This window comes from Paraprevotella sp. (assembly GCF_986071375.1).
In genome coordinates, this window is sequence record NZ_CFQRNQ010000001.1 from 261,088 (window position 1) to 273,941 (window position 12,854).

Consider the following 12,854-nt stretch of genomic DNA (forward strand, 5'->3'; position numbering starts at 1 on the left):
CATGAAAAATTTATTATTGATTGCGGTGACCCTTTGGGTCGGATTTGTAGGGACGGCGGCTGCACAAAACCATCTTTCTCCCGCCGAGGCTACGGTTTACGAAGGTAAAAAATTGGCCGACGAAGGCGCATGGTGTTGGTTTGCCGACCCGCGTGCGTTGCATTATGAGAATGAAAGCGGCACGATAAACAGCAGTTATGTCGGTTATATCGACGTGCATGGGGCTGTGAAGGCTGTGCAGTATGATTTTCTGAAGGGGCGGAGGTCGGAGGTGTTGGTACGTTCTTACTTCCAACCGGACGACCATAACAACCCGACGTTTCTGGTATTGCCGGACGAACGTATCATGATATTCTATTCGCGCCATACGGATGAGCCGTGCTTCTATTACCGCATATCGCATGCCCCCGGCGACATTACGACGTTGGGCGAAGAGAGGAAAATCCTGACGAAAGACAATACGACCTATCCTTCTCCTTTCATATTGTCCGATGACCCGGAGCATATCTATTTATGTTGGCGCGGTATCCGTTGGCATCCCACCATCGCGCGGTTGTCATTGCCGGATGAGAATGATGAGGTGAAGATGGACTGGGGGCCTTACCAGATGGTGCAGTCCACGGGCGCACGTCCGTATGCCAAATACTATTCCAACGGGAAAGACCGTATCATGTTTACCTATACGACCGGTCATCCGGATAACGAAAATCCGAATTGGTTATACCTGAACAGTGTCAACATCAAAACCTTGCAATTAGAAGACGTACAGGGCAAGGTCTTGTCTACTATTGCCGACGGGCCGTTTAAGGTGAACCGTACGGAGCAATATGCTGTGGATTTTCCGGTGGCTGTCGTGGACCATACGCCCGGCGTGCGCGACTGGGTGTGGCAGGTGGCTACCGACAAGCAGGGCCATCCGGTAATAGCCATGGTCAAAATAAGTGGGGACAAGACACGGCATGATTATTACTATAAGTATTGGGACGGACAAGCTTGGAAGGAAATCTTCTTGGCGCATGCAGGAGGTCATTTCCACCAGACGCCGGATATCGAACGTTGTTACAGCGGCGGCATGGCCATAGATCCGGCACATCCGGAGGTTGTGTATTGTTCTGTGCCCGTCAGTGGGGCGTTCGGGCGTGTGTATGAGATTGTCAAGTACACGGTAGATGTCCGCAGTGGGGACGTGAAGGCAGAGCCTGTTACCCGCCATTCCCGTAAGAATAACGTGCGGCCTTACATTCTTCCGGATTCCGAAAGTTCGCCTTTACGTCTGGCATGGATGCATGGTGACTATTTCGATTGGATTGTCAGTTCAGCACGTCCGGGGTATCCCACTTCCGTTTACGGCGATTTCCGGTGGACGGAAGAACCTGTGGATTTGGACAAGGGTGTGGTGGCAGGTAAATGCGCCGCAGGCGGGCAGATGCAGGAAAAAGGAAAAGGGATTAAAGTGGATGTCCCACGCGAATGGCAGAAAGGCGATTTCACGGTTTTCATCTCGGTGGCGACAGACGGCATGCCTTTACACGGTACTGTCTGCGAGGCAGACGGTTGGTCGTGGGCAGCCGATTCCGTTTCGTTCAAGCCTTGTTTGACGATAGGGCAGAAAGCCGTCTGGAGTTGCAACGTGTTGGGAACGGCGGACAGTTGGTCACGTTATGGCCGGGGGACGAACGGCAAATGGTACCCCGTGGTGCCCTATCCTCGCCTCGCGCTTGCCGTCGTGTCGGAAAACGGACGTTTGACCACTTATGTCAATGGCTTGGTCGACCAAACCATCGAGGGCGATTGCGGTTTGCGCCGTTTGGTCTTGGACGCTTGCAATGGCCGTATGGAAAGTTATACGGTCTACCATCGTGCCTTGAATCCGGATGAAATCGCCCGCCTTGGTTCACGCGGGTACTGATTCCACAGTCCATATAAGGACGAAAAAAGAATAGGGATGGACAGGAACAAGTAGAAAACGATGTTTTCTTTTGTTCCTGCGCCTGCCTTTCACTATCTTTGCAACAAAATTATAGAGCATTGGTATCAGTTGAAAAGTTAAAGGTGGAGTTCGGGGCGACCCCGTTGTTTCAGGACGTTTCGTATGTCATCAATGACAAAGACCGTATCGCCCTCGTGGGAAAGAACGGGGCCGGGAAGTCCACCATGTTGAAGATTATAGCCGGATTGCAACAGCCCACCTCGGGGACGGTGGCTGTTTCCGGCGGTTCCACCATCGGCTATCTGCCGCAGGTGATGGTGTTGAGCGACGAGCATACGGTGCGTGAAGAGGCAGAACAAGCCTTTTCCCATATCAGCCAAATGCAGGAACGGCTCGACCGGATGAACCAGGAACTGGCCGACCGTACGGATTACGACAGTGAAAGCTACATGGCTCTCGTGGAAAAGTTTACGCATGAGAGCGAGCGTTTTCAGATGATGGGCGGTATGAATTATCAGGCCGAACTGGAACGCACTTTGATGGGTTTGGGATTTGTGCGCGGGGATTTCGACCGTCCCACCCGTGAGTTCAGCGGAGGATGGCGCATGCGTATAGAGTTGGCCAAGTTGCTGTTGAGGAGACCCGACGTGCTGTTGCTCGATGAGCCGACCAATCATTTGGACATCGAGAGCATACAGTGGCTTGAAAATTTTCTGGCCACTAAGGCCAATGCCGTCGTCTTGGTGAGCCACGACCGCGCCTTTATCAATAATGTAACCAACCGAACCTTGGAAATTTCCTGCGGCCGCGTGTTCGATTACAAGGTAAAGTATGACGAGTACGTGCGGTTACGCGCAGAACGTCGCGAGCAGCAGCTTCGTGCATACGAGAACCAACAGAAAGAAATAGCCGACATCAAGGAGTTTATCGAAAGGTTCCGCTATAAACCCACTAAGGCCGTGCAGGTACAGAGCCGCATCAAACAGCTTGAAAAGATGGTGCCGATAGAGGTTGATGAGGTGGACAACTCGGCTTTGAGGCTGAAGTTCCCGCCCGCCTTGCGTAGCGGCGACTACCCTCTGATTTGTGAAGGCGTGAGAAAGGCATACGGGGAACATGTCGTGTTCCATGATGTGGACTTGACCATCAAACGCAGCGAGAAGGTGGCGTTTGTCGGAAAGAACGGCGAAGGAAAATCTACCTTAGTTAAATGTATTATGGGTGAGATTCCTTTCGAGGGGAGTTTGAAGTTGGGGCATAACGTGCAGATAGGTTATTTTGCACAAAACCAGGCGCAACTTTTAGACGGCGAACTGACGGTGTTCGACACGATAGACCGTGTGGCCAAGGGAGACATCCGCTTGAAGATACGCGACATATTGGGAGCATTCATGTTCGGCGGCGAAGCTTCCGAGAAGAAAGTCAAGGTGTTGTCGGGGGGGGAACGGAGCCGTTTGGCCATGATTAAGCTCTTGCTCGAACCCGTGAACTTCCTGATTCTCGACGAACCTACGAACCACCTGGACATGCGTTCCAAAGACGTATTAAAGGATGCCATACGGGATTTCGACGGGACGGTGGTTGTCGTAAGCCACGACCGCGAATTTCTTGACGGCCTCGTCTCCAAAGTGTATGAGTTCGGCGGGGGAATGGTCAAGGAACATTTGGGAGGCATCTATGACTTCTTGCAGCGTAAGAATATCGAATCCCTGAACGATTTGCAGAAACCTTCACTTTCCACATCTTCGACGGTGGTTTCTTCTGTGGAGGAAAAAACAGGAGCTTCCAATCGGTTGAGCTACGAACAGCAGAAAGAACAACAGAAAAAAATCCGTAAGTTGGAGAAGGCTGTGGAGCAGTGTGAAGCCCGAATCGAGGAGTTGGAGGCCGCAGTGAAAATGTTGGAAGAGCAGATGGCTACACCGGAAGGGGCTGCCGATGTTTCGATTTACGAACGCCATGGTGCGTTGAAGAAGCAGTTGGACGAGGCCGTCAATACGTGGGAAGAGACTTCGTTGGAACTTGAAGAGGCACAATCTTGAATATTCTACAAATATTATCTTAAATGAATGATATGATGAACTTAAAACAATTTATTCCGATGATGGCCTTTGCTTCTTTGGCATTGGCGGGCTGCGGCGGGCCGACTTCCAAGACGGGAATCGACCTGGCTAACTTGGATCAGACGGCAAAGCCGGGAGACAATTTTTATCAGTATGCCTGTGGCGGTTGGATCAAAGCCCATCCACTCACAGGCGAGTACTCGACTTACGGGAATTTTGAGGTCTTGATTGAGAACAATAACAAACAGTTGCGCGGTTTGATTGAAGCCATGGCCAAAGGACAGCACGAAGTCGGGACATTGGAGCAGAAAATCGGTGATTTGTATAACATCGCCATGGACAGCGTGAAACAGAACAAGGACGGTTATGCCCCGATTAAAGAGGACATGGATGCTATTGCGGCCATCCAGGACCGCAAGGAAATCATAGCCCAGATGGCCAAGCTTGGCCGGAAGGGGCTTCCCGGTTACTTCGGCTTCTACATCGATGCCGACATCAAGAACAGCAGCATGAACCTCCTTCAAATCATGCAAGGCGGTTTAAGCTTAGGCGAGAAAGAGTATTATCTGGACAATGATTCGGCCACGGTGCATATCCGTGAATCATTCAAGGCATATATGGAGAAGATGTTCACCTTGTGCGGCTCTACTCCAGAAGAGGCCAAACGTAAGATGGAGGCCGTGATGGGCATTGAAACCCGTATAGCCGTTCCTTCTTATTCGGCTGTGCAGCAGCGTGATCCCGAAGCGAATTACCATAAGATGACGTACGAGGAACTGAAAAAAGACTATTCCGGAATAGATTGGGACGTGTTTTTCACGACGATGGGTATTCAGGGACTGAAAGAAGTCAGCGTAGGCCAACCCGAACCGATTCATGAGGTGGAAAAGATATTGGCCGAAACGCCGGTAGAGGACCAGAAAGCGTTCATGGAATGGAAGTTGATCAATTCGTCGGCTTCCTATCTTAGCGATGAACTCCGTGCCTGCCGTTTTGATTTTTATGGCAGGGTGATGAGCGGGAAGCAGCAAGACCGTCCGCGTTGGAAGAAAGCCGTGGCTACCGTGGAAGGCGTATTGGGCGAAGGGTTAGGCGAGAAATATGTAGAGAAATACTTCCCCGCAGCAGCCAAAGAACGTATGGTGAAACTGGTGAAAAACCTGCAAGACGCTTTGGCTGAACGTATCAAAGTACAGGATTGGATGAGCGACGAGACGAAGAAAGTGGCTTTGGACAAATTGGCTTCTTTCTATGTCAAGGTGGGCTACCCCGACAAATGGCGCGACTATTCGGGTTTGGAAATCAAGGATGACAGTTACTGGGCCAACATCGTGCGCAGCAATGAGTTCGATTTGGCATATATCATAGACAAGAAGTTGAACAAGCCCGTCGACCGTGACGAATGGTACATGACTCCGCAGACTGTGAACGCTTACTATAACCCGACGACCAATGAAATTTGCTTCCCCGCCGGTATCCTTCAGCCGCCGTTCTTCGATATGGAGGCCGACGATGCTTATAATTATGGTGCCATAGGTGTGGTTATCGGTCATGAGATGACGCACGGATTCGATGACCAGGGCCGTCAGTTCGACAAGAACGGAAACCTGACCGATTGGTGGGCACCGGGTGATGCGGAACGCTTCGAAGCCCGTACTAAAGTGATGGAAGATTTCTTTAACAATATAGAGGTGCTGCCCGGTTTGAAAGCTAACGGGGCTTTGACCTTGGGTGAGAATTTGGCCGACCATGGTGGTTTGATGGTCGCTTATACGGCATTCCAAAATGCAATGAAAGAGAAACCTTTGCAGACGGAAGACGGTTTCACGCCAGAGCAACGCTTTTTCTTGGCTTATGCCAATGTTTGGGCCGCCAATATCCGTGATGAAGAAATTCGCGTACGGACGAAAAGCGACCCCCATTCGTTGGGATGTTGGCGTGTGAACGGTGCATTGCCCCATATCGACGCTTGGTATGAGGCTTTTGGCATCACTGAAAAAGATTCGATGTTCGTGCCGAAAGAAAAACGTGTGACGATTTGGTAAGTTATTCGGCGCAGGTATATCTTTTTTAGGCAAGCGGAACGATAAAGATTCTAAATCGTTCCGCTTGTTGCGTTAAAATGGTAGGCGTTTCAGTAAGATTTTGCTAATTTTGCGTGGTCATAGAAACGATAAAACCGATTATACATGCCATTAAATTTACCAGATAAGCTTCCGGCCATCGAGTTGTTGAAAAAAGAGAACATCTTTGTCATCGACACTTCGCGAGCCTCTTCGCAGGACATCCGCCCGTTGCGCATTGTCGTATTGAACCTCATGCCGTTGAAAATTACGACAGAGACCGACCTTGTCCGTCTGTTGTCCAACACGCCTTTGCAGGTCGAGGTCTCTTTCATGAAAGTGAAGGGGCACACGTCGAAGAATACGCCGGTGGAGCACATGAAAGCTTTCTACCGTGATTTCGAGCTGATGAAGGAGGAGAAGTTCGATGGTATGATTATTACCGGAGCGCCTGTAGAACATCTTGACTATGAAGAGGTGAATTATTGGGATGAAATCAAGGAAATTTTCGACTGGGCACGCACCCATGTCACTTCCACCCTCTACATCTGTTGGGCTGCGCAAGCCGGCCTGTACCATTATTACGGCGTACCCAAATATAAGTTGGACCGGAAGATGTTCGGTGTTTTCAAGCAATATCCGTTGGCTCCCATGCTACCGATATTCCGCGGTTTCGATGATGAGTTTTATATGCCGCACAGCCGCCATACGGAGATTCGCCGCGAGGACGTGCTCCGGGTGCCCGGCCTTGAGGTCATTGCCGAATCTCCTCAGTCCGGGGTATGCATGGTCATGGCGCGTGGCGGACGGGAGATTTACGTTACGGGACATGCCGAGTACTCCCCCTATACCTTGGATACGGAATACCGTCGCGATTTGGAGAAAGGTTTGCCGATAGACATGCCGGTGAACTATTACTGTCACAATGTGCCGGAAGAAGGGCCGTTAGTGACGTGGCGTGCCCATGGAAACCTGTTGTTTTCCAACTGGCTGAATTATTACGTGTATCAGGAAACTCCTTACGATATTAACAGTATCCGATGATCAGACAAAGACCAGTGGAGCTTCTGGCTCCGGCCCGTAATGTGGAATGTGCCATGGCGGCAGTGGACCACGGGGCAGATGCCGTGTATATCGGTGCTTCCCGTTTCGGGGCAAGGGCGTCGGCGGGCAATTCCGTGGAGGACATCGCCCGTGTGGTGGAGTATGCCCATACGTTCCGTGTCAAAGTGTATGTCACGGTCAATACGATATTGAAGGACGAGGAATTGCCCGAGACGGAAAAGTTGGTGTGGGCCTTGTATCGTGCCGGAGTGGATGCGCTCATCGTGCAGGACGTGGCTTTGCTGGAACTCGACCTGCCGCCCATCCCTTTGCATGCCAGCACGCAGATGGACAACCGTACGCCGGAGAAGGTGAAGTTTCTCCACGGTTTGGGTTTCAGCCAGGTGGTGTTGGCGCGTGAACTGTCTTTGGCCGAGATTCAGGCCGTTCATGCGGCTTGCGACGTGCCGTTGGAGGTTTTTGTGCACGGGGCACTCTGCGTCAGTTACAGTGGACAGTGCTACGTGTCGCAACATTGTTTCGGGCGGAGTGCCAACCGGGGAGAATGTGCCCAGTTCTGCCGGTTGAAGTTCGATATGGTAGACAGTGACGGACGTATGATAGAACAAGGCCGCCACTTGCTTTCTTTGAAGGACATGAACCGGGGAGCGGATTTGGAACGCTTGTTGGATGCCGGTGTGACTTCGTTGAAAATCGAAGGACGTCTGAAGGACGTGGCATACGTGAAAAACGTGACTGCGTGGTACCGCAGCCGTCTGGACGAAATCTTCAAGCGTCGTCCGGAGTACCGCCGGGCTTCATCGGGGCAGGTCTCTTTGGCGTTCACACCCTGTTTGGAGAAAAGTTTCAACCGAGGATTCACCCGTTATTTTCTGGATGGCCGTACACCTGATATCTTTTCGTTCCATACGCCCAAATCGTTGGGTGAAGAAGTGGGGACGGTGAAAGACGTCCGTGGGAAATGTATCGTCGTGTCCGGAGTCAAGCCGTTTGCCAACGGTGACGGACTGTGCTTTTTGGACGAGCAGGGTAACTTGCAGGGATTTCGCGTGAACCGTGTGGAAGCCAATAAGATTTATCCGGCGGAAATGCCGCGTGTCCGTCCTCACGCCCGTCTGTACCGCAATTTCGATAAGGCGTTCGAGGACGTGCTGTCCCGTCCGTCCGCTGTCCGCAAAATCCGGGTGGAATGGACGTTGGGCGAGTATGCCGAGGGTTTCACGTTGGAGGTGCGCGACGAGGACGAGGTGTCGGTAACCGTAGCTTTCCCCTATCCCAAAGAAAAGGCACGCAGCTCGCAGGCCGAAAACATCAAGGCTCAGTTATCCAAGTTAGGAAATACGCCGTTCGAGGCGGACGGAGTGGACATTCGTTTCCGTTCCGACTGGTTTATCCCTTCTTCCGTATTAGCCGATTGGCGCAGGACGTTGGTAGGACGGTTGCTGTCGGCACGCAAAATGAATGAGTTGCGAGAGGTGCGCCTTCTTTCGACAGCCTTTACGCGCGGTCGGGATGAAAAGCAAGGGAAGGCTCCGGTGCGGTGGGTTCCGGAAGAGGTGACGTATCTGGCCAATGTGATGAACCGCAAGGCTGAGGACTTCTACCACCGGCAAGGGGCAGTGCGCATCGCTCCGGCTTTTGAGAAACGGGAACCTGCCGGTGCCGTACTGATGTTTTGCCGCCATTGCCTGCGTTACAGCATGGGATGGTGTCCGCGTTACGGGGGAGAGAAGTCTCCTTTCCGTGAACCGTATTATTTGGTTTCGTCCGACGGATGCCGTTTCCGTTTGTCTTTCGACTGTAAAGCCTGCCAAATGAAAGTGTATGCCGATGCGGAAGAGTAGCTTTTTTCTGATTTGCCTGTTATTAGGCAGTTTGTTGTCGGCCGGTTGTTATTACCAGAAGCCCGATTATTCCGACGAGTGGGATTTGACGGAGAAACGGAAGGATTCGCTTGATTTTGAGGCTTCCCATCATTATAACCGGAATTATAATTTCGTGGTGGTGGAAGATTCTTTGTGCCTGCAAACCGTCCATCCCGTCCATAATCCGGTACATGCAGGTGTGCCGGAAGACACCGTGGCTGTATTTGCGGACGACCGTCTCGTCGTGGCTGAAGTCATGATTGTGCCGGAGGATTCGGTAGATTCGGTTTGGGTGAAAGTAGCCCGCGACCAGTCCACCATGGGTTGGGTGCACGAGCAGGATTTGTTGGCACGGGTTGTTCCGGATGATTCCATTTCGCAGTTTATCCATGCTTTCAGTAACACGCATCTGATATATTTCCTGTCCGTTTTAGGCGTGTTGTTGGTATTGTGGTTGGTACGCCGTATGCGTCGCAAGCGTTTCCATATCGTGCATTTCGACGATATCGGAAGTTGTTACCCTACTTTGCTATGCCTGACGCTGTCTGGTGCCGCAACGCTTTATGCCAGTATGCAGAATTTTGTACCCGATACATGGACGGAGTTTTATTTCCACCCGACACTCAATCCTTTCGGATTGCCGTTTATTTTGGGCTTGTTCGTGGCTTCCGTGTGGCTGATAGTCATTCTGTCCATAGCATCGGTGGAGGACGTTTGCCGGCAACTCCCTTTTCAGGAAGCCATGTTGTACTTGTTTGCCTTGTTGGGCGTATGTGCGGGGTGTTACCTGTTCTTTTCGCTCACCACGTTGTATTATCTCGGCTATCCTTTTTTCTTGTTTTACGTCGGTTGGGCGTTGTGGCGTTATTTCCGTTATGCCCGTTGTCCTTACGTTTGCGGGCGTTGCGGGGCCAAGCTTCACAGCAAAGGGCGTTGTCCGCATTGCGGTGCATGGAATGAATGACCCGTCTGTCTTGCGGGGGAGAGTCAGAAATGCAGGCTGACATCCACTCCGAACTGTAACGGATTGCCCCGTTGTCCGAATTTCATGTTGCGGGTGGTAGCGGCCGAAGTGAAAAAGAAAGCGTTGTAGTCCGTATCCGTCAGGTTTTTGCCCCAGATGTCGATGCGTACGGAGCCGAAGTCCAAACCGGCATGGGCATTCAACAGCGCGTAAAACGGTTGGTGGTAAGCATTGTCCTCGCTCCAGTAGATTTTTCCGGCTCCCGTGGTATTCACGCCGAAGAAATAGCTTTTTATCTTATGGTGTTCCAAAGGTTGTTCGTATTCCACACCTGCCGCGAGCGTGTGCATGGGGACAAAAGGCACATGGTTACCGTCATAGTTCACCGCCTCTTGCGCTGTTTCCGTCCGGGCTTCCTGCGCTTCATAGCGTTTGAATACGGAGTGCGTGTAGCCGTATGACGCATGCCACGTCAGGCGGTTGTCCAACCATCCGCCGCGCAGTCCTATTTCCGTACCGCAACTCCGTCCCCGTCCGGCGTTGACCATGACACGCCCCAATCCGCTGCTCACGAATTTGGAAATCTGTTGGTCGTACACGTCCATGTAGAACACGGCGGCATCCAGTTGTATCTTGCCGTCCGAGAACGAGAAGTGCCCGCCTGCCTCATAATTATAACTGTATTCCGGTTTGAAGCGGGTCTGTGCCGGAGTTCCGGAAAACTCCTCCTGCGGAATTTGGTGGACAATCATCTGTTTCACGGCTTCCGGCATGTGGTCGTACATCGGCCCGTCCAACGTCTCCGCCGTCTTGTCCTTGACGGAGCGCATCATCCGGCTTTTCAAATCGCCTTGCACCAGGTCGCTGAACATCTGTACGTTGTATCCTCCGCTGCGGTAGCCCTTGCTCCAACTTACGTACACGTTGTTTTGCGCCGAAAAGTGGTATTGCAAGGCCACCTTAGGTAACCATTGCACGTAATCGTGTTTCAGGCTGCCCCGGAAATGGCTGTCGTCCGACAGGCCTTCGAGGACGAGCGGCATCATGGGGGAAGTAAGCTCCACGCCGTAGTCCATGCGACCACCGTAATCGTAGTCCAACCTCATTTTTTCATATTCCACGCGCAGGCCGGCCACAAGGCTCAGCCCTTCCGCTCCGAACAAGTCGTTGAACGTGCTTTGGTGGAAAGCGGCAAGGTCGGTGGTCGGGGTGTCGAAAGCCCCGTCGGTCACGTAGGGGGAAACAGGCATATCTAATGTAAGTCCCATTCCCATCGGGCTGATGGCGGCATTGGCTTTGTCGAACACGGTGTTCATGAACTCGCGGGTCAGAGATACCGGACTTTTCGTGTGTAGGGTCTGGCGCATGGCATAGATACCTCCTATCCATTCCCAACGGCGGTTACTGCGGCTTTTGAAAGTCAGTTCTTCGCTCCAAGAGTTGATACGTTGCTTTTGGGTCAGGCTGAAATAGTCCGCGTCCGTGAAATCCTGATCAAGCGTCATGTTGTCGTTCAGGTTTTGGTAGGCCGTGACGGACGACAGGATGAACCGGTCGGCGGTATATTGTGCGTTGAGGCTGCTGTTCAGCAGGCTTCGGCGGTAGAATGAAGGACGGTTGTAGAGGATGCGGCCTATATCCTCGGGATGTGGCTCTTCTCCTTCAGCCGCACCTAAGTAACGGTAGGGATAGCCTTGGTCTTCACGATACGAATAATCTGTAGAGAAGTCCAGTTTCCAAGCCTCTGCCGGAAAGTAAATGACCCGTACGCGTCCGCCTCCGGTTTCGCTTCCTCCCGCCGTTTCATGCCGGGTGACGTTTTCGAAGAATCCTTCCGAATGCTTATAAAATCCACTCAAGGCGTATGCCATCCTGTGGCTTGTCTTTTGGTAATGAGATGCCGACAACCCGTAGCCCTTGTCTTTTACCGAAGTGCCCATGCGGATGTCCGTGCCTTGATAATGGAACGGGTTGCGGGTAAACACGCGGAGCAGGCCGCCCATGGCATTCCGTCCGTACAGTGTGGCCTGCGGGCCGCGCAACACGTCCACGCGTTCCACGTCTAGCAATTCAATGTCGTAGGCACTTTTGTCGGCATATCCCACGTTGTCCACGTACAATCCCACGGCCGGGGTGTTGATGCGCGAACCGATACCGCGTATGTAAGCCGCCGAGGTCAGGCTGCTGCCGTAGTCCGGCATGTAGAAGTTGGGTACGAAAGCCGAAAGTTCTTTCAGCGAAGCAGTATGTTGGTCGTCTAATGCCGTCCGGTCGAAAAGGGAAACGGCGATGGGAGCCTGCCGTAACTTGCCGGTTTCTTTGGGAGAATATACGATGACCACCTCTTCGATGTCTTTTACCCGTGCGCTGTCTTCTGCCGTTTCCTCGACGGGGAGCGCGTATGAAGGTGCGCCCGAGAGGAATAATATTGCTGATATGATACTCAATCTGTCCATCCGTGGTTTTTGTTTCGAGGTGCAAAGTTACGATGAATCGTCGGGTGGGGCAATCCTTATTTATTAGGATTTTCCGCCGGAGGCAAAGGTTTCCGGAAATGGTTGTGAAATAGGTTTTGTATATCCTTTTCTTTATTCGCGGCCTGTGGTTTCCTCTATTTTATTCTGTTTTTCCTTGTTTTTTCACGCCAAAACAGGAGTTAATGGAACTGTAAAACCGTTGCCGAATGTGAAAAATGACGGATTCAGTGCGCGTTTACCTTCAATTTCCCGTTTTTTATGAAGAAGAAAATTTTTCATTCGGCTGAGAAAACATTTTTTTTCTCCGCAGATTTTCCGGTTTTTCTCCGCAGGAAGTGGAGGAGTTTGAAGCCGGACGGGATGAAAATGTGCTGAAAGCCCCGATATTTCTTCTAATTGATGGTTTTCGGATGACAAAAACGAAGTG

The 12,854-nt window shown here is 51.7% G+C and carries 7 protein-coding genes; 6 read left to right on the forward strand and 1 reads right to left on the reverse strand.

The annotated features are described in order from the left end of the window. Position 1 precedes the first annotated feature (1 nt). The 6 genes from AC5RDV_RS00950 (at position 2) to AC5RDV_RS00975 (ending at position 9,950) form a co-directional block, all read left to right on the forward strand. Complete coding sequence (locus tag AC5RDV_RS00950) at positions 2 to 1,909, forward strand: BNR repeat-containing protein (RefSeq protein ID WP_282747477.1); 1,908 nt, start codon at positions 2 to 4, stop codon at positions 1,907 to 1,909. Positions 1,910 to 2,028: 119 nt separating this feature from the next. Then, entirely contained in the window at positions 2,029 to 3,972 is a 1,944-nt protein-coding gene (locus tag AC5RDV_RS00955; protein ID WP_282747476.1) for an ABC-F family ATP-binding cassette domain-containing protein, read from the forward strand. Between the two features lie 35 nt (positions 3,973 to 4,007). After that, entirely contained in the window at positions 4,008 to 6,038 is a 2,031-nt protein-coding gene (locus AC5RDV_RS00960; RefSeq protein ID WP_428387984.1) for a M13 family metallopeptidase, read from the forward strand. 144 nt (positions 6,039 to 6,182) lie between these two features. Further along, a complete protein-coding gene (gene metA, locus AC5RDV_RS00965) occupies positions 6,183 to 7,100 on the forward strand; it encodes a homoserine O-acetyltransferase MetA (RefSeq protein ID WP_282747475.1) in 918 nt (305 codons plus the stop codon). Then, a complete protein-coding gene (locus AC5RDV_RS00970; RefSeq protein ID WP_282747474.1) occupies positions 7,097 to 8,965 on the forward strand; it encodes a peptidase U32 family protein in 1,869 nt (622 codons plus the stop codon). The genes metA and AC5RDV_RS00970 overlap by 4 nt, the downstream gene beginning before the upstream one ends. Further along, positions 8,952 to 9,950 (forward strand): zinc ribbon domain-containing protein, encoded by a 999-nt coding sequence (locus AC5RDV_RS00975; RefSeq protein ID WP_282747472.1) that lies wholly within the window; start codon positions 8,952 to 8,954, stop codon positions 9,948 to 9,950. The genes AC5RDV_RS00970 and AC5RDV_RS00975 overlap by 14 nt, the downstream gene beginning before the upstream one ends. 23 nt (positions 9,951 to 9,973) lie before the next feature. Here AC5RDV_RS00975 and AC5RDV_RS00980 read toward each other — a convergent pair whose 3' ends face one another. Beyond that, entirely contained in the window at positions 9,974 to 12,406 is a 2,433-nt protein-coding gene (locus AC5RDV_RS00980) for a TonB-dependent receptor (protein ID WP_282747471.1), read from the reverse strand. Positions 12,407 to 12,854 lie beyond the last annotated feature (448 nt).

Coding starts and splice junctions, on each gene's coding strand:
- AC5RDV_RS00970 (WP_282747474.1), top strand. CDS start 7,097: ATGATCAGACAAAGACCAGTGGAGCTTCTGGCTCCGGCCCGTAATGTG.
- metA (WP_282747475.1), top strand. CDS start 6,183: ATGCCATTAAATTTACCAGATAAGCTTCCGGCCATCGAGTTGTTGAAA.
- AC5RDV_RS00975 (WP_282747472.1), top strand. CDS start 8,952: ATGCGGAAGAGTAGCTTTTTTCTGATTTGCCTGTTATTAGGCAGTTTG.
- AC5RDV_RS00980 (WP_282747471.1), bottom strand. CDS start 12,406: ATGGACAGATTGAGTATCATATCAGCAATATTATTCCTCTCGGGCGCA.
- AC5RDV_RS00960 (WP_428387984.1), top strand. CDS start 4,008: ATGAACTTAAAACAATTTATTCCGATGATGGCCTTTGCTTCTTTGGCA.
- AC5RDV_RS00950 (WP_282747477.1), top strand. CDS start 2: ATGAAAAATTTATTATTGATTGCGGTGACCCTTTGGGTCGGATTTGTA.